Source organism: Flavobacterium sp. YO12, assembly GCF_004119495.1.
Classification (GTDB): domain Bacteria; phylum Bacteroidota; class Bacteroidia; order Flavobacteriales; family Flavobacteriaceae; genus Flavobacterium.
Genome location: NZ_NRQU01000026.1, coordinates 1 through 19,396, shown reverse-complemented (window position 1 = coordinate 19,396; position 19,396 = coordinate 1). Strand labels below are relative to the sequence as shown.

Annotated in this window: 16 protein-coding genes; 1 reads left to right on the top strand and 15 read right to left on the bottom strand. The window is 33.9% G+C overall.

Going from position 1 to position 19,396, the window contains the following annotated elements:
* Nucleotides 1-59 precede the first annotated feature (59 nt).
* The 15 genes from BOW55_RS10460 to BOW55_RS10395 form a co-directional block, all read right to left on the bottom strand.
* On the bottom strand, nt 60-545 hold the full coding sequence (locus BOW55_RS10460) for a hypothetical protein (protein ID WP_129024083.1): 486 nt from the start codon (nt 543-545) through the stop codon (nt 60-62).
* Nucleotides 546-555: 10 nt separating this feature from the next.
* A complete protein-coding gene (locus BOW55_RS20820; RefSeq protein WP_164975024.1) occupies nt 556-720 on the bottom strand; it encodes a hypothetical protein in 165 nt (54 codons plus the stop codon).
* 51 nt (nt 721-771) lie between these two features.
* Nucleotides 772-2,490: an ATP-binding protein gene (locus BOW55_RS10455; protein ID WP_129024082.1), complete on the bottom strand. Its 1,719-nt coding sequence runs from the start codon at nt 2,488-2,490 to the stop codon at nt 772-774.
* 109 nt (nt 2,491-2,599) lie between these two features.
* Entirely contained in the window at nt 2,600-3,724 is a 1,125-nt protein-coding gene (locus BOW55_RS10450; RefSeq protein WP_129024081.1) for a sensor protein KdpD, read from the bottom strand.
* Between the two features lie 206 nt (nt 3,725-3,930).
* The gene (locus BOW55_RS10445) at nt 3,931-5,007 is read right to left on the bottom strand and encodes a porin (protein WP_129024080.1); all 1,077 of its coding nucleotides are present in this window, start codon (nt 5,005-5,007) and stop codon (nt 3,931-3,933) included.
* Nucleotides 5,008-5,429: 422 nt separating this feature from the next.
* Nucleotides 5,430-5,981, bottom strand: a complete 552-nt coding sequence (locus BOW55_RS10440; RefSeq protein WP_129024079.1) for a K(+)-transporting ATPase subunit C — start codon at nt 5,979-5,981, stop codon at nt 5,430-5,432.
* 169 nt (nt 5,982-6,150) lie between these two features.
* Entirely contained in the window at nt 6,151-8,184 is a 2,034-nt protein-coding gene (kdpB, locus tag BOW55_RS10435) for a potassium-transporting ATPase subunit KdpB (RefSeq protein ID WP_129024078.1), read from the bottom strand.
* Between the two features lie 292 nt (nt 8,185-8,476).
* Nucleotides 8,477-10,198 carry a potassium-transporting ATPase subunit KdpA gene (gene kdpA, locus BOW55_RS10430; protein WP_129024077.1) on the bottom strand — a complete coding sequence of 574 codons (1,722 nt, stop codon included), beginning with the start codon at nt 10,196-10,198 and terminating at the stop codon, nt 8,477-8,479.
* A 97-nt stretch (nt 10,199-10,295) separates the two neighbouring features.
* Nucleotides 10,296-10,373, bottom strand: coding sequence for a K(+)-transporting ATPase subunit F (gene kdpF, locus BOW55_RS10425; RefSeq protein ID WP_073099479.1), 78 nt, complete (start codon nt 10,371-10,373; stop codon nt 10,296-10,298).
* A 173-nt stretch (nt 10,374-10,546) separates the two neighbouring features.
* Nucleotides 10,547-10,828: a hypothetical protein gene (locus tag BOW55_RS10420; protein WP_129024076.1), complete on the bottom strand. Its 282-nt coding sequence runs from the start codon at nt 10,826-10,828 to the stop codon at nt 10,547-10,549.
* A 367-nt stretch (nt 10,829-11,195) separates the two neighbouring features.
* Nucleotides 11,196-12,545 (bottom strand): sigma-54 dependent transcriptional regulator, encoded by a 1,350-nt coding sequence (locus tag BOW55_RS10415; protein WP_129024075.1) that lies wholly within the window; start codon nt 12,543-12,545, stop codon nt 11,196-11,198.
* 314 nt (nt 12,546-12,859) lie between these two features.
* Nucleotides 12,860-16,399, bottom strand: coding sequence for a M1 family aminopeptidase (locus tag BOW55_RS10410; RefSeq protein ID WP_129024074.1), 3,540 nt, complete (start codon nt 16,397-16,399; stop codon nt 12,860-12,862).
* 4 nt (nt 16,400-16,403) lie between these two features.
* Nucleotides 16,404-17,288, bottom strand: a complete 885-nt coding sequence (locus tag BOW55_RS10405) for an ABC transporter ATP-binding protein (RefSeq protein WP_129024073.1) — start codon at nt 17,286-17,288, stop codon at nt 16,404-16,406.
* A gap of 115 nt (nt 17,289-17,403) precedes the next feature.
* Nucleotides 17,404-17,610: a helix-turn-helix transcriptional regulator gene (locus tag BOW55_RS10400; RefSeq protein WP_012024053.1), complete on the bottom strand. Its 207-nt coding sequence runs from the start codon at nt 17,608-17,610 to the stop codon at nt 17,404-17,406.
* Nucleotides 17,611-17,612: 2 nt separating this feature from the next.
* Complete coding sequence (locus BOW55_RS10395) at nt 17,613-18,128, bottom strand: DUF2975 domain-containing protein (RefSeq protein WP_129024072.1); 516 nt, start codon at nt 18,126-18,128, stop codon at nt 17,613-17,615.
* 174 nt (nt 18,129-18,302) lie between these two features.
* Here BOW55_RS10395 and BOW55_RS10390 point away from each other — a divergent pair, with 174 nt between their 5' ends.
* Nucleotides 18,303-19,319 carry an LLM class flavin-dependent oxidoreductase gene (locus tag BOW55_RS10390; RefSeq protein WP_129024071.1) on the top strand — a complete coding sequence of 339 codons (1,017 nt, stop codon included), beginning with the start codon at nt 18,303-18,305 and terminating at the stop codon, nt 19,317-19,319.
* Nucleotides 19,320-19,396: the final 77 nt, after the last annotated feature.

Below are 19,396 nucleotides of genomic sequence, written 5' to 3'. Positions count from 1 at the left end.
TTCCCTTAATTCAACCTTAAGCGAATATTAATTTGTTGGTTTTAAATAGGGTAATTGGATTAAGATTTGCTAAATTTATTTGATTTATATTTCATTCCGGTTTTTATTCCTAAAAAGCTTTGAAGTACTATAAGCGTCATTTGAAAAAATAAAAGTAAATAAAAGAAATTTTGATAATTATTTCCTTTTACTTCAACAACTCCTCCAGAAATAGGAGGATATTCTATTGAGCCTGCAAGCTCAATTTGGGAGTTTACAAAAATTAGTAAGTAAGTAAAAAGTATTATTGTTAATAAATTGAAAGTAAGAAAAATAAAGTTAGCTATTAGATTGTTAAATTTTCCAATAAAAACTCTAACTAAGTAAACAAAGAAAAAAATACTGATAAATAAAGGAATCAATATTGTAAATGGTTCTATAACATAATAAGTATCTTTTATATTGATGACAACATTTTCATTTATTCCGAATAAGAAATAAAAAGAGACTAAAATAACAATTGTAGTTCCTAAAAACCAAAATGTTTCTTTGTAGAATTTCGTCATGAAAATTGATTTACTTATTATTTGTCTTTAGCCATTTTTTCATTTCTGAAATAACATCTTCATTTTTAGAAAATTCACCATTTTTTATTTGATCCCTGCCAATTTCAATAGAACATTGTTGCTCAGGAGTTAATTCATGTAAATCTTTCTCAAATATTTCTTCTTTAACATTCATAATATTTATTTCTATTTATTCAAATGTAAATAAATTTAATAAATGTAAGAATCAAACCTTCAACGAAAACCAAAACGTACTTCCTAATCCCAAATTACTCTCAACACCAACACTTCCATTCTGAGCTTCAATAAATTCTTTACTAATGGCTAATCCTAATCCTGTTCCAGATTTCTGGCTGCCGGGAACTTGAAAATATTTATCAAAAACTCTGTCTTTATATCTGGTGTCAATTCCTTTTCCAGTGTCGATAACCTGAAATACGATTTGATTATTTTCCTTTCTTAATTTGATAAAAATAGTACTTTTTTCAGATGAATACCGAATCGCATTCGACAAATAATTAATCAAAACCCAGCCTGTTTTTTCGCTGTCGGCTTTCACATCTTGAAGATCTTCATCAGCGTCAATTACAAGTTTAATTTGTTTTTGGTCGGCTTGAACTTTTACTGCTTCAACAGCATAATTTACAATTTTATGCGGATTGCTTTTTTCGATAGTCAACTGAATATTTCCAGTTTCTAATTGTGATAAATTAAGCAGTTCGCCTGTAATTTTTAGCAATCTCTGACTGTCATCTTTTATACTTTCTACCAATTGTTTTTGGTCGTCGTTCATATCACCCGTTTTTTCATTTTCAAGTAATTGAAGACTTAATTTTATAGAAGCAATTGGTGTTTTTAATTCGTGCGAAACGGTTGCAATAAAGTTTGTTTTGGCAAAATCCAATTCTTTAAAAAGCGTAATATTTCGCAGAATAATCACATCTCCAATATTGATTTCTTTTTCTTCTCCAGTCGGAATTATCGTAATATTCAGAATTTCTTTTTCAAAATAACTTTCTTTTCCGTGTGCATAAATTTTAAGCGGTTGTTTTTTAGGAACATCAATATCCTCTTTCAAAATCAAAGAACGAATTAAATCATTAGACAAGGCTAGAGTAGAAGCCGATTTCCCGATAACATCTTCTAATTTCAGGCCAATAATTTTCAACGCTTCATCATTAGCAAATAAAACAATTCCTTCATGGTCTAAACCAATAATTGGATCGTGCATATTATTGATAAGCGTTTCCAGTCGTTTCTTCTCAAAAAAGAGCTTATACAAATTACTATCGTTATATTCCTGAAGTTTCTGCGCCATTGTATTAAACGATTTGGCCAGATCGCCAAACTCGCTATGACTCGTAAAATGAACGCGCTCCGAATAGTTTTTATTGGCAATTTCCTTAATACTCAGTGTTAATTCCTTAATTGGATTGGCAATATTATTGGGTAAATTGACCAGCAGATTAAAAGCAATCAGAAAACATAAACTTCCCACAATTGCAATCCATAAATTGGCATTTTCAGCAGTTAGTTTTGCAATGTCACTCTTCTGTTTTATGGCATCCAGATTAAGTTTCATAATAGCAAAAATATTCTGTCTGATTTTTGTTTTTAAGGCTTCGCTGGCACCATTTTTTTCTAAAATAGTAAAACTTTTTTCCAGATTTTCAGTTGCTTCCTTTTCTCCGGGTTCCGTAACATTTTGTGTTTGTTTTTCAAGATAATCCTTGAAAATAAGAATCTTACTATCAGAGCTCGTTTTAATTTCATCCAATGACAAAATCATATTTCTAGAATATTCCAGCGTGTTGTAATTCGCTTTCAGAATATTCTCGGTATCTGCTTTTATCAAAAAAACAGAATAACCGCTCACTAACGAAAGTATAATGATCATTAAAAATAACAATCCAACTCCCAGATTCAATTTGGTTTTAATTCTCATTTTATAAAACTTTTTTTGAACCATATAAGTAATATAAGAAAATGTAAGCACGCCTGATTAAGTATCCAGATTAAATGAACTTATATTACTTATATGGTTTAATATTTTTTCACGATAAGATAACAAGATCGACGTTTGATAAAGACAGTTTATTTAGCAAACGCCTGAAAATTGTTGTAGACAAAATTACTTTAAATAAATTCAAATGCGGTTTCCCGATACATACCGTTGTAATTTGTTTTTCTTCTACAGTTGTCAAAATAGCATTGGCAATATTTGAGTTTTCTAATTTAATCACTTCTGCGCCTAATTGTACGGCGAGTTTAAAATTATTAATTAAATGCCGTTGTTTGTCCAAAGCAATTTTTGTACTGCTTTCCTGTGGCGTTTCCACATACAAAACATACCATAGTCCATTATAATAACTTGCCAGACGAGCAGCTTTTCTAATTACAATTTTAGTCGTTTTATCATTGCTGCTAATGCAGGCCAAAAGTTTCTCGTGTCGTAAAGCATGAAGATTCGGAACTTCATTTTCAACTTTTCGAACGACCTGACTCGCTACTTCTTTCAAAGCCAATTCTCGAAGTTGTAAAATCTGTTCCGATTTAAAAAAGTTCGTTAAGGCCGTTTGAATTTTATCTGGAGTATAAATTTTTCCTTCTTTCAAACGCGCAATCAAATCTTCAGATGTTAAGTCGATATTTACGACTTCATCTGCCAATCGCAGAACATTATCTGGAATTCGTTCCTGAACATCAATATTTGTAATACGTTTTATATCTTCATTTAAACTCTCAATATGCTGAATATTGACAGCCGAAATCACATTAATTCCAGCGTCCAGAATCTCTAATACATCCTGCCAGCGCTTTTCATTTTTGCTTCCTTCAACATTTGTGTGCGCCAGTTCATCAACAATCACAACTTCTGGGCGAAGATTAATAATTGCCTGAACATCGAGTTCTTCGAGTTCCTTTCCTTTATAAAAAATAGTCCGTCTCGGAATTATCGGCAAACCCGCTAATAATTCATGCGTTTCCTTTCGCATGTGCGTTTCGATGTAGCCAATTTTGACATCGATTCCATTTTTCAATAACGAATGCGCTTCCTGAAGCATGCGAAAAGTTTTGCCCACACCGGCGCTCATCCCAATGTAGATTTTAAACTTTCCCTTTCGTGATTTCTGAATTAAATCGAGAAAGTGCTGTGCGTTATTATTTTCGTTTTCCATAATTTTTGCCACTAAGGCGCTAAGTCACAAAGTTTTTTTTTAAGCTAAAGATTAAAAGGATTTTTTTAATATCTGTGTGTAGATTTATTTGCCAGGAATTACACAAATTTCCACGAATTATATTGAATAAAAATTAGCGAAAATTTGTGTAATTCGTGGCGAAAAAAAATACTTTTAATCTTTGTAATCTGTGGCAAGAAATTTTCCTAGAAACTAATCGCCAGCGAAGTCGTCACAAAAGTGTTCGTGTCTGTTGGAACGTTATCTTTTGTGAAGATTTCATCTTTACTCGAAAGATTTCTAGCCTCAATTCTAAACATTACATTGTCAGTTACTAAGTAATCAAAGTTAGCTGAAAATCCGTAAGTTTTAAAACCATTTGGTGTTTCAGTTGCGATAATTACACCTTTTTCATCACTATAATATTCACCGCGTGCTGCAAGCTGAATTTTATCTGTTGGTTTGTATTGCAGAATCAAAACTGGCGAAAACCAAGTGTCATATTTGTTACTGTTTTTAGCCGATTGCTGAGATCCAACATCAAGACCAGCCGTTATATTTGTTTTCTCTGTTACTTTAAACTGTCCGTAGAAGTTATTAAAATAACGCCATTTTTTGTCGATATCTGGCTGCTCATTTCCAACATAAGTACTCCAGTTTAAAACAACTCGATCAGACGGTTTGTAAGTAACCTGCGTTCCAAAAGCAGGCGTTTGATTTCCTTCTACCTTCTCAATTCGCTGCCAGCCATTTAAGTACATACCCGCCAAATACCATTTTCCAGATTCACTTGTATAACCAATTTTCACTCCCGTTTCATAATAAGGAGAATTCTCAGCCAAAATACTTCTCGTTAAAGTCTGACAATCTTTTCCAATCGCACTTTCAAAACCAATATGCGAAGGCATGATTCCCGCATCAATCCACAAATTATGTTTTTTCGAAATCTTAACGCCAACATTCGCCTCGTAAATATTTTTCAATAAACCTTGCTCGGCAGCCATATTGTATTCGACGTAAGTTCCCGCCATTAGAGCAAAATTACCACGAATATTATCTTTGGTGTAATTTACTTTTGCCATTCCTAAATTAATATTCACTTCATTACTTTTATTAAAATTATAAAAAAAGTTTGGTCGAGTATGATTTTCAGGTTTTCCAAAATCGTAACTATAATAAGTTTCTACATATCCTGAAAATGTTAATGGACTTTTTGTTTCTTCTTGTGCATGTAAATTGCTGTAACCAAAAGCGATTAAAGCAGTAAGTATAATTTTTTTCATTGTTAATTGTGGTATTCAAACCCGAAAGGGTAATTAATTATTAGTAGATTTTTTTTAGGAGCTATTTCCCGCTATCCGTTTCAATCTTTTGTACCGAACGCCGGCACAAAAGGATTTTCACTACTATCGGGGCTAGAGTATTTGGGGTAAAAAAGGCGTTTTTGTTTCCTGCAAGGTTTACAAAACTTTGCAGGGATTTAATTTTAAAGTTTTTGATTCAACGTCTTATTTTGTCATTTCGACGAAGGAGACCCGAGCGATAGCGAACTGGCGAAGCAAATCACATTAGAAACTCCGCACAGTTAATCGCCAATCTTTGTCGAATTATGAGTGTGATTTCTCCTTCGTCGAAATGACAAGAATAGCTAAATATCTTTGTCAAACCCGACAGATTTTTTAAACCTGTCGGGTTTAAAAACGTATTATTTTAACTGATCCAGCGCCACATTCAATTCCAAAACATTCACCGTTTCAGGACCAACAACAGCTGAATTAATTTTAGATTCAACTAAAGTTTTTACTTTAGCTTCATCCAGTTTTCTTTCTTTAGCAATTCGTTTAACCTGAATCAGAGCCCCTTGCGGAGAAATATTTGGATCTAAACCACTTCCTGAAGCCGTTACCATATCAGCCGGAATTTCAGATTTTTTCAAGTAAGGATGAACAAGCAATAGTGTATCAATTCTTTTTTGAACCAAAGCTAAATATTCAGCATTACTTGGACCTTTGTTGCTTCCGGCACTTCCGGCAGCATTATAATCAACGGCAGAAGGTCTTCCCCAGAAATAATTCGACTTATCGAATTTTTGACCAATTTTTTGGTATCCAACCACTTTTCCGTTAACCGAAATCGTTTCTCCTTTCCCTTGATTTGGAGCTAATTTTGCAATTCCGTAAATCGCAAGAGGATAAATAACTGCGAACAAGATTAAAGTAGCCACAGTAAGTTTTAGTATAGAAAATAGATTTTTCATTTCTTTTGAGATTCTAAGGGACTAAGATTCTAAGATTCTAAGTTTTTTTCTTAGAAGCTTAATAATCTAAAGTCTGTGTTTTTAATTTGAGTTTTTAAAAGTTCTTGGATTTTACGACTCTAAGAGAAAACCTTAGTCCCTTAGAATCTTAGCATCTCAGTACCTTTTTTTACATAAATAGTGCGACAACTAAATCAATTACTTTAATTCCGATAAAAGGAACAATTAAACCACCCAAACCATAAATCAAAAGATTTCTTTTTAAGATGGCACTTGCCCCAATTGGACGGTAATCAACACCCTTCAGCGCAAGCGGAATCAATATCGGAATGATAATCGCGTTGAAAATTACAGCCGATAAAATTGCGCTTTCAGGACTGTGCAAATGCATAATATTTAAACCTTGCAACGCAGGAATCGCAGTAATAAAAAGAGCAGGAACAATAGCAAAATATTTCGCAACGTCATTTGCAATAGAAAAAGTAGTTAAAGTACCTCGAGTCATTAAAAGCTGTTTTCCAATTTCAACAATCTCAATTAATTTCGTTGGATCATTGTCAAGGTCGACCATGTTTCCTGCTTCTTTTGCAGCCTGAGTTCCGCTGTTCATGGCAACTCCAACATTGGCTTGGGCAAGGGCAGGGGCATCATTTGTTCCGTCACCCATCATGGCAACCAATCTTCCTTCGGCTTGTTCTTTTCTAATGTAGTTCATTTTATCCTCAGGTTTAGCTTCGGCAATAAAATCATCAACACCAGCAGCTTCGGCAATAAATTTTGCTGTAAGCGGATTATCACCTGTAACCATTACCGTTTTGATTCCCATTCTGCGTAAGCGCTCAAAACGTTCTTTCATTCCGGTTTTTATAATATCCTGAAGTTCGATTACACCTTGAACTACATTGTTTTTAATAACAACCAGCGGCGTTCCTCCGTTAGATGAAATCGTAATTACTTGTTGTGCAGTATCATCTGGAAAAGAATTTCCTGCTTGCAGTGCGATATTTTTAGCAGCATCTTGCGCACCTTTTCTAATATTTGTACCATCTTTTAAAATAACTCCGGAAGTTCTCGTTTCGGCGGTAAATTTGATTAAAGTAGCACCTTCAATAGATAATTTACTGGCAGTTTCGGCTCCTGCCAATTCCACGATACTTTTCCCTTCCGGAGTATCATCTGCTAATGAACTTAGTACAGCAGATTTTATAAATTCTTCCTCTGAAATTCCTTTAGAGGGATAAAAATTGGTTGCTTTTCTGTTCCCGATTGTTATTGTTCCTGTTTTATCTAAAAGCAGTACATCAATATCTCCGGCAGTTTCAACCGCTTTTCCAGATTTTGTGATTACGTTAGCTCGTAAAGCTCTGTCCATTCCCGCGATACCAATAGCAGAAAGTAAGCCTCCAATTGTAGTTGGAATTAAACATACAAACAAAGCAATGAAAGCCGCAATCGTGATGGGTGCGTTGGCATAGTCGGCAAACGGTTTTAGCGTAACGCACACAATCACGAAGATTAAAGTAAATGCGGCTAGTAAAATGGTTAATGCGATTTCATTTGGTGTTTTTTGACGGCTTGCACCTTCGACTAAAGCAATCATTTTATCTAAAAAGCTTTCGCCAGGTTCAGATGTTACTTTTACTTTAATTTTATCAGATAGTACTTTTGTACCTCCTGTAACCGAAGATTTGTCTCCTCCAGCTTCCCGAATTACAGGAGCACTTTCTCCGGTAATAGCACTTTCGTCTATAGTAGCCAGACCTTCGACAATTTCTCCATCGGCAGCAATTAAATCACCGGCTTCGCAAACGAAAATATCGTCTTTTTTTAATGCCGAAGAGCTGATGTTTCTAATTTCTCCGTTAGGTAAAATTTGTTTTGCAGGGGTTTCTTCTCTGGTTTTTCTTAAACTGTCGGCTTGTGCTTTTCCTCTTGCTTCAGCGATAGCTTCAGCGAAATTGGCAAATAATAGTGTTGCTAGTAAAATGAAGAATACAATTAGATTATAAGTAAGACTTCCTTGGTCGTTTGCTCCCATTAATATTGAAATGCAAACGGCAAACATAATTGCTGTTCCAATTTCTACGGTAAACATTACCGGATTTTTGATCATCATTTTTGGATTCAGCTTGACAAAAGATTGCACTAAGGCTTCTTTTACCTGTTTACTTTCAAACAATGATGTGGATTTATTAGTTGTCATTTTCTTGTAAAAAGTTAAATGTTATTTGTTAAATGTTATGCAATAAAAAACACATAGATTGTAAACATAGCCAGTGGTTTCAACCACTGGGACGCAACGTATATCGCAATCTGCGTCCTCGCAATCCGTTTCCCGTGGTTGAAACCACGGGCTATATTTTTAAATACGAACTGCTGATTTTTTATTCTAACTATGTGTTAGAAACTAGTTTCTTTCAACTTTCTTTTTTTAGGTAAAGAAAAAATTATGTTTCTATGTGTTTAAAATATTTTCAGCATTGAAAAATGAGTTATTATTTTAGTGTAAAATATTCCGCCAAAGGTCCAAGTGCCAACGCTGGAAAGAATGATAAAGCAGCGATAATTGCGATTACGGCAAAAGTCATAATTCCGAAAATTGATGTATCCGTTTTTAAAGTTCCTGCACTCTCTGGAATGTATTTCTTACCAGCCAATAAACCTGCAATTGCTAATGGTCCAATGATTGGAATAAAGCGGCTTAACAACAGCACAATTCCTGTAGTGATATTCCAAAACGGATTATTATCTCCTAAACCTTCAAAACCAGAGCCGTTGTTGGCTGCGCTCGAAGTATATTCGTATAACATTTCTGAGAATCCGTGGTTTCCAGGATTATTTAACCAACCCGTCGCGTTTCCGTTAAACCAATAACCCATTGCAGTATCATGAGCAGCGAAATAAGATGCTAAAGCAGTTCCTGATAATATTAATAAAGGGTGAAGAATGGCGATAAAAGCAGCTATTTTTACTTCCCGAGCTTCGATTTTCTTTCCTAAAAATTCAGGAGTTCGACCAACCATTAATCCAGAGATAAATACCGCCAGAATAATAAAAATGTAGTAGTTCAAAATACCCACGCCACATCCGCCGTAAAAAGCATTAACCATCATAGCAAGTAATTCCATTGCACCAGAAACAGGCATCGAACTATCGTGCATACTATTTACAGAACCTGTAGAAATTACGGTTGTAGCAATACTCCAAAAACCAGATATTGCTGGCCCAAACCGAACTTCTTTTCCTTCCATCGCTCCATTTGTCTGTACGATTCCCATTTTTTCGATGGCAGGATTTCCGTTAATTTCGCTCATAACTGTCGGGGTTACTAATAATAGGAAACCAACTGTCATTACTCCGAAGATTATGTAGGATAGTTTTCTTTTCTTTAAATAAAAACCTAAAGCAAAAATCATCGCAAACGGAACAATCATTTGTGCCCAAAGTTCAACTCCATTAGTAAAATAAGTCGGGTTTTCTAACGGATGTGAGGAGTTAGCTCCAAAAAATCCGCCGCCATTTGTACCAATATGTTTGATAGCAATAAAAGCAGCAGCAGGACCTCTCGATACTTCTACTTTGTCACCTTGTAAAGTTGTAATAGCATCTTTTCCTTCAAAAGTCATTGGAGTTCCGCTAAAAACTAAAGCGATTGCTACAATTGCTGAAAGCGGTAATAAAATACGAGTACAACTTTTGATGAAATAATTGTAAAAATTACCCAGCTGTTCAGTAGTTCTTTCTTTCATTGCAGTAAAGACCATTGCAGCCGCAGCCAAGCCGATACCAGCAGAAACAAATTGAAGAAACATCAATACTATTTGTGAAAGGTATGAAACCCCGCTTTCACCTGAATAGTGCTGTAAATTACAATTGACTAAAAATGAAATGGCAGTATTAAATGCCAGATCAGGCGTCATAGATGGATTGTTATCTGGATTAAGGGGCAATGAACCTTGAGACAATAAGACAAAAAAGCAAAGAAAGAACCAAATCATGTTTATACTTAAAAGTGCTTTTAAGTGTTGTTTCCAGTTCATTTCTTCGGCAGGATTTATACCGCTGATTTTAAAAATAATTTTTTCAATTGGATTGAAAATCGGGTCAAGAAGTGTTTTATCTCCCAAATAAACTTTAGCAATATATTTTCCTAAAGGAATCGCTAAAACAATAGTTAAGAAAAAAATACCAATGACGCCTAATAATTCTGTGTTCATAATTTTTATTTTTTTAGTGAAAGGTGATTTATAAAATGGATTGATGAATAAAATTTACGTTTACATTTCACATATAACATTTCACTTTTTACATGATTTAAAATTTTTCGGGTTTGATTAATACATAAATCAAATACACGAAAACAGCGATTGAAATGATAAATAGTGCGGTCATGATTTATATTTTTTCAAAAAATTCAACTGATAAAAAACAAATGGCAAATAGCACAATGGCCAGCCCGAGTAAAAGAAAAGTGATCATAGGATAATTATTTTAGATTTAAGAATTCAGATTTTAGGTTATGTTGAAGTGATTAACCAATTAAACAGTTAACCTATTCAACATATTTATACTCCCGATGCATTAATCTGCTTGATATATTCCGCTTTAAGCGTTTGAGGAAAAAGATGTGAAATATTGCAGTGACGCATTTCCATAAAAGAAGAAACTGAGAAAACATACACATTAGAAATGGCATTTTTAGTTTCGATGCTTCCAGTTACAAATAGACGCTCAGCAAGAGCCAGGCATTTTTTTGCCCGAACTATATTACCCGAAATAATAGATTTTTTGGTTATCTCAGCAAAGCGTTCAGCTTGTTTGCAGATTGAGGTGACTTGGTTTTTCATTTGGAATGAATTTTAATGTTCTCTCTCCTTATGCCAAAATATGTTCCGAAAAAATAAAGTTGTATCTAAAGTGTTGTCAATAAAAGGAATGTAGTTTTGTGCCAAAAAGAAGGCATAAAAAAAGCCTATCATTTTGATAAGCTTTTCTCGTTTTGATATGTTATTGTTAAGCTCCAGCGGAGCGTTATATTTATAGAAAATAACAAGTACAGATATTACAGTCCCAAAGGGGTGATATTAAGTGTCGCTCCGCTGGAGCTTTTTATCATTGGGAATAAATAATCTATAAATATGACACTTCTCCGAAGCTTTGAAAATTGAATTTGCTATTAATATTGACATTGCTATTTTAGTTGAAACTTGGAATTTAATTTTTCTCTATCCCATATTCTTCCAACTTTCTATATAAAGTAGCAATCCCAATTTCTAATAATCTAGCCGTTTCAGCTTTATTACCTTTAGTATAATTCAATACTTTTTGAATATGAAGTTTTTCAACACTCTGCATTGAGAAAGCTGACATAGGTTTTGAACTTTTTTCTGCTTGATGCTGCATTTCGTAAGGCAGAACATCCGAAGTTAAAGTGTCACCATTACTCAAAATAACCGATCTCTCGATAATATTTTTAAGTTCGCGGATATTTCCAGGCCAGGAATAATTTTCTAGTTTCTGCAGGAAATCATCTGCAATGTGTAATGTTTTTTTATTCGTTTTTTCAGAAAACTGTTTAACGAAATAATGAGTCAATACTGGAATATCTTTGATTCTTTCTCTTAAAGAAGGAAGTTTAATTTCGAAGATATTCAAACGGAAATACAAATCAGAACGAAAACGATGTTCATCACTTTCTGTTTTTAGATCTCGGTTTGTCGCAGCAATTAATCTAAAGTTTGATTTTTTTGAGGTAGTATCACCAACAGGAATATATTCGCTGGTTTCTAAAACCCGTAATAGTTTAGCCTGAAGATCAATTGGCATTTCACCAATTTCGTCTAGAAATAAAGTACCGCCGTTTGCCTCTTCAATAAAACCTTTTTTATCTTTTAAAGCTCCTGTAAAAGCTCCTTGTTTGTGACCAAATAATTCGCTTTCAAGAATTTCTTTGCTAAAAGTACTGCAGTTTAAAGCCACAAATGATTTTCCTGCACGATTACTGTTTTCATGAATAGCTTGTGCAAAAACTTCTTTTCCAGTTCCAGTTTCGCCTGTAAGTAAAACAGTCGAATCTGTTTTAGATACTTTTTGTGCCAAATCAATTACCTGTTCAAGACCTTTTGATTTTCCAATGATAGTTTTAAACGAATATTTATCATTGATTCGTTTTTCAAGTTGCTGCACTTTTTTTTGCAAATGCACTTTTTCGACAGCTTTGTAGAGAAGCGGAATAATTTTATCGTTATCGTCTCCTTTTACAATATAATCAAAAGCGCCATTTTTCATCGCCTGAACTCCATCTGGAATATTTCCAAAAGCCGTTAATAGAATAACTTCTGTCAATGGGAAATTTCCTTTTATGTTTTGAAGAAAATCGACACCGTTTCCGTCAGGCAATTTTACATCGCATAGTACGACATCTATTTCGGTTTGTTCCAGTTTTTTAAAACCCGATTTTAAATCTTTGGCTTCGACAACTTCAAAACCTTCTGATTTTATAATTCGCGCTAAAAGACTTCTGAGTTTTTCTTCGTCGTCTATAATTAAAATTTTGTGTGTCATTTGCAGATAAGCTAAAACCGAATTGGTATTTTGATGTACAAATTTAGGTTTAAAATCAGTTCTCTTTTTTGATTCAGCGGAAATTATTTTTTGCCACGACTCGAGCGACAGCGAACAGGCGAAGCAATTCACGAATTTCTCTAATTCCTATTTTTTGACTTGTTTTTATTTCAAACATATCCCGTGGATTCAACCACGGGTACACAATATAAATTACACCCAATTCGTAACGTTTCCTACGGTTGAAACCTCGAGCTATTTTGAGCATTTGCGAAAAACTAAAATTAAAAATTCGTGAAATTAGTGGCAAAAAACTAATCGATTTCCTTCTCGTTGTCCTCTATAAAAGTATCAATATTCATTAAATACGGATCAATCACAATGCGTTGAGGTTTTGTTTTCAGTTTGATTTCACCTTCAATTTTATTGTTTTTGATAGTGAAAGGATAACGAAACAGTTTTCCGTTTTCATCATAAATTCCAATATCTATTGTAGCATCGTTTGCAATTGATTTTCGTTCTCCAGTTGCATTTTCTCTGAATTTTTCAGAAACCGCTTTAAAAGAAACTTCATAAAAGCCATTCTTTCTACTACTTGAAACCCATTCTATTTTTGACGAACACGTAATAATCTGCTTAAACATTTCATCCAATTTAGTATGCAGTTTAACATTTGCAACAGCATAAATTTCCTTTAATAAACTTTCAGAATCAGGAAACGGATTTGGATATTTATTATGATTCAGGAAATTTTTCAAAGCCAGATTTACTTTTTCCTCACCAATTAAAACCCGAAGCTGATGCATCACCAGCATTCCTTTATCATAAGGTAAATACGGAGTTTCGTAATTCGTTTTATACAAAGGCGTTTCAGGATCATAACTTCGACTGCTCAAATATAAATCGAGATGAATTTTTAAAGTTTCGACCGCTTTTTCCAAACCATGTTCTTTTTCATACAACATCAGTTCAGTGTATTGTGCCAAAGTTTCGGTCAAGATCCAGCTTCCTTCTTTTTGTTCCGGATTGATCTGTGAATTTCCCCACCATTCATGCGACAATTCATGAGCCGTTAATTGATTAATTACATCTTCCTTATCCTTATTGTTGAGGTTGCTGTAAAATCCAAAATTCTCTTTCATAAAAACTGTCGATGGATAAGAAGTCGCCGCAAATCCATCGGCGAAAGCAGAAACTTCGGCATAACGAATTGTTTTATAAGGATATTTACCGAAATTATTTTGGCAGTAATCTAACGTGTTTTTTACATCCTGAATTAGTTTTTTGATGTTTCTGGAATGCCTTTTATCATAAAAAACTTCAATCGAAATGTCTTTATAATTCGTTTTTTGAATTTCATATTCCGCAGAAGAAAAAGCAAATCGAAACGGAATCTTACCATTAGATTTATAATGAAAATAATTGCGGTTTTCTTTTGTCCAATTTCCAATTAAATCTCCAACGCCAATTGCCGTTTGATTTTTAGAAGTCGAAACCACAGCATCATAATCAACAAAATCATATCTAATTTCCGATTTGTCTTCCAGTTTTTTAAGAGGCGTCTGCGGTTTCAAATGCTTTTTCGCACGTTCTTTTTTACTGCTAATTTCATTCGATTCCTGATAACCAAAAAGCGGAAAGTAACGGCTTATTCGCATAAAAGAGCCATTTTCAATTATAGAATTAAAAGCAGTATGACCTTTAAATGGCGACCACGACGATTCAAAAGAAAAACTCATTTCCATTTTCTGCTGAGGCTGTAAAGGTTTTTCCAATCGATACCAATAATGTTGAAATGCCGAAAGATCATCTAGATTTTTTGAATTTGGAATTTCAACAGAAGTCAGTTTCGAATTTCGATCTATATATAGGAGTAAACTATCAATAGGTTTTTCAGAATTATTGATCAATTCATAAGTACCTTTTACCTCATAACGATTCTCCTCAGGAAATAAATCGACTTTGCTTTTTACAGAAACAATCGTGGGCTGAGGCAGATTAGTGTATTTTTTAAATTGATTTTCATATTTCTCGCTCCAGTTATTTTGATCTTCTTCGGTCAAATAAGGATATTCGATATTCGTTTTATAAAAAAGATAACTTCCAAAACCAATAAAAAGAATAATTCCCAAGAAGAAAGTTATTTTTTGAATGCCATTAAATGAATTTCTTCGAAAGGTTTTTACGATTGAAGCATTTCTTTTCCATAAAATTCCAGTCAAAGTAAGAAGCAGTAAAGCCAATCCGAAATTGTACAACATCGAAATATGAAACGGAAAAGTGTATTTTCCGAAACCATTCAAATCAAAATATTCTCTTTTAAAAGCATCTCCAAATCGCAGTAAGGGATGTGAAATTCCCAATTGTTCTCCAATTCCGGTGCAAAACAGAAGACATATAAAAGAAGCAACGGAAAGTCCGATATATTTATTTTTAATAAAAGTCTGAATCGCAATTACCAAAATCGAGATCAACAACAACGGAAAACCAAGATAATAAAACAAAGAAAGATAAAGACCAATTTCGATTGGAGCATTTGCATTCGCAATCTGAAATATACATCCAATCAAAATACTAATGCTGATTATGATTAGTGGAATAATAAAAAGTGCCGTTAGTTTTGATAGTAAAACTACAAATTGAGAATACGGTTCAGTATTTTCGAGCATTTCAAATCTCGAATTTTCGCTTCGGTTTACTAATTCACTGCTGTAAAAGAGAAGAATTAATATTAGAATAAACGGCAGACGATCCATTATTGTAGAAATCATCAAAGCCGTATCCGTAATTTTTTCCGCTAATCGGATTCCGCCGTCAATTTCATCCGAAATTTCGATTGCCAATAATCCCGAAAACAAAAGAACAATCAATAAAAACGGAATTCCTTTTAGAACTAAAAAAATATCCAGCTTGATATTGCTTTTAAAAACCGCCCAATTATGTCTGAAAGTTTTGAATTCGATGTTTTTTGGAATTTCCGAAGAAAGTACTTTTGCTTGTTTTGAAATAGTTTTTGAGGTTTTTATCTTTTTAGTTTTCGTTTTTCGGAAGGAAAACAATCGATACGAGACAAAAAGTAAAAGTATCGCAACAGAAAACCACAGCATTCTATTGAAAAGAAAGTTACCGGAAAGTGAGACCAATTCGGTATTTTTTTCAATTGCAGTCCAATATCTCGTTTGTTCTAAAAACGCTCCCAAACCAAACGGATCTATTTTTGCGGACAAAGACATGGCTTTCGCCGAAGACGGAGAAGCATTTGCAAAGATCGGCGAATTAGAAAAAATCGAACCTGCTATATATAAGATGTAGATTAATAAACCTCCAACATAAATAAAGAGTTTGCTTCGAGTAAGCCAGGCCAAAGCCGTCAATATAGAAAGACACAGAAAAATATTCGGAATCACAATGACAAAATACGGCCAGAGATAATTTATAATTTCAAAAGGACCGATTTCGCTTTTAGAAAGCCACGACATTTGATGCCCAACGATCATTCCGACGATAAACATTCCAAAAGAAACTACGGCAATTGCAGACGCAGTAATAAATTTAGGAGCCAAATAATGAAACTTAGAAATAGGAGCGGAGGAAATAATCGAATCGAATTTCGTTTCATATTCCTTTAAGAAACTCTGTGCAACCTGAAGTGTAATCGAAAAAATAGTCATCAGGGAAATCAAACCAATTGCATAAGTCAATACGTACGGACTATTTTTGTAAGCACCCGAAAAAGAGAAATTCGCAAAAGCACTCACAAAAAATCCTAAAACCAAATAAATGATAAACATGGCATAAAAAGTCCAGCTTCTGGTATTGTTATGCCATTCAAATTGAATTAATTTAGAAAGCATAACCTTAATTTTTAAATTGATTTTGAGCTAAAACACTAAAATAAACATCGCTCAAATCGGGCGAAATTAATTCGAAACCAGAATCTGGTCGTTCATCTGAAAAAACATGAATATTGATTTTCCCTGAATTTAAGTTGGACGAAATAATATTAAAGTTCGATTGATGATCCTTTAGTTCTGTTTTAGTAATCGCCTTCATCCAGATTTTATCTTTCAAAGAATCGATCGCTTCATTTGGCTTTCCTTCCAAAATCAATTTTCCGTTAGAAATAATGGCCATTTTAGGACATAAATCACGAACGTCTTCTACAATATGCGTCGATAGAATCACAATAATGCTTTCGCCAATTTCGCTCAGCAAATTATTAAATCGGTTTCTTTCCTCGGGATCAAGTCCCGCAGTAGGTTCGTCCACAATAATAATCTTAGGATTTCCCAACAATGCCTGCGCAATTCCAAAGCGTTGACGCATACCGCCGGAAAAAGAATGAACCGCTTTGTCTTTGTGTTGCAATAAATTCGTCTGCTGTAATAAATACAAAATTTGATCGTGACGTTCCTTTTTATCTACGATTCCTTTTAAAACCGCCAAATGATCGAGCAGGCGATAAGCAGAAATTTTAGGATAAACACCAAATTCCTGAGGCAGATACCCCAAATTTTGCCTTATAAACATTGGGTTCTCTAGAATATTAATTCCGTTAAATTCAATAATTCCCGAAGTAGGTTCCTGCAAAGCGACAATAGTTCGCATTAAAGTCGATTTTCCAGCGCCGTTTGGTCCGAGTAAACCAAACATTCCGTTGGTAATTTCAAGCGATAATTGGTCAATCGCTTTTGTGCCGTTCTCATACGTTTTGCTGAGATTTTGGATTGATAAACTGTTCATTTTTTGATTGATTTAGATGATTGAATTAAAATGTGATTTGAAAAAATTAGGCAATAAAATACCTGTCGGCTTCAAAAACCGATTTATTAAGAGTGAAATAAGATTTAAAAGAAAGCTATTCTGCCACGTATTCTAAAATATCGCCGGGCTGACAATCCAATATTTTACAAATAGCTTCGAGAGTATCAAACCGAATTCCTTTTGCTTTTCCAGTTTTTAGAATCGATAAATTAGCAGGCGTAATATCTAGTTTTTCTGCCAACTCTTTACTCTGCATCTTGCGTTTAGCAAGCATTACATCAACATTTACAATTATTGGCATAGTTATATAAATAAGTCTTGTTCGTTCTGAAGGTTTAAACCTTGTTTAAAAATGGCCGCTAAAAAGTAAGCAAAAACACCAAGCATTCCGTGTAACAGAATAAATAGCGAAACTTCATTATCGAGTGGAACAAAAAAGAAAGCCACAAATATTACAATACTCGGAATTAATAAATTGGATAAATAGAAACGCCTTAAATGAGAAATTCCATTTTGAGTAAACAGTTTAGGCTGAAAAAATACTTTGAAAACATTACTGCTCAATAAAAAGAAAAGTCCGTATAAACTCAGTGGAGCCAAAAAATCAAAAAGAATATACGGCAGATTGTAATCACCTAACATTATTGGATGAGTAGTAAACGGATAACAAACCTGAAAATACTTTCCGCTATCTTTAAATGTCAAAAACAATCCTGTTGTTAAAGTGAAAACAGAATATCCGGCCAAAAAGAAATAAACAACAGCCAAAAAACGGGTAAAGTAAAATAATATTCTAGATACAATATGAGTTGTCTTCATATAATGAAAAGTTAGATTGATATTGCAAATGTATAATTAATTATTGTAAAACAATAATTAATTATTAAAAAATACACTTTTGAGTAGTTTTAGAAATATTATAAATCTATTAACATTAGAAAACAAAAGGCATCCGTATAAATGAGTTAATTTTGTAGACTAGCATTTTTTTATATGAAAAACCCAATTTCAGTCTCATTATTAGACCTCGCTATCATCACTCAGGATAGCAATGCCAAAGAAACATTTCAAAAAACAAAAGACATAGCGCAATTAGCAGATACTTTAGGATACAAGCGGTTTTGGCTTGCAGAACATCACAATATGGCACACGTTGCAAGTACAGCAACAGTTGTTTTAATTGGTTATGTGGCAAGTCAGACCAAAAACATCCGAGTAGGTTCTGGCGGAATTATGTTGCCGAATCATTCTCCTTTAGTAGTTGCCGAACAATTTGGAACTCTGGAAACGCTTTATCCCAACCGAATCGATTTAGGTTTAGGAAGAGCGCCTGGAACAGATCAGCCAACCGCCGAAGCAATTCGTAAAGACTTTTTTGAACAGGCTCAGCGTTTTCCACAAAACGTAAGCAAACTTCAAGAATATTTTTCAAGCGAAAATGAAACAGGAAAAGTACGTGCATTCCCAGCCGAAGGCCTAAAAGTACCAATTTGGATTTTAGGATCAAGTATGGACAGCGCAGCTTTAGCAGCAGCTTACGGATTACCTTACGCCTTTGCCGGACACTTTGCACCAAAGCTAATGATTCAAGCATTTGAATTTTACAGAGAAAATTTCCAGCCTTCAGAATATTTAGACAAGCCAAAAACAATGGCATGCGTCAATATCATTGCAGCAGACACAAACGAAGAAGCAGAACTATTGTCGACAAGTTTGTATCAAATGTTTCTGAACCTAATTAGAAACGATCGCAAAGGTTTACAGCCGCCGGTTCCATCATTAGATGATATAATGAATGAACAAGAACGTTTCCATGTCAATCAAATGACAGCTGGAACCTTTACAGGTAACAAAGAACAATTAATAACCGATTTGAAAAAGTTCATAGAGTATGCCAGAATAGACGAACTCATGGTAACAAGCCCAATCTTCGATCATCAGGCAAAGCTTAAAAGTATTCAGATCACAAAAGAAGTAATCGATAGTTTAAATGAAAGTATACATATATAAGTATACTATATTTAAGAGTAGATTTTATTTCCATAACCCGATAGGTTTTTAAAACCTGTCGGGTTTGTTTTTTATAC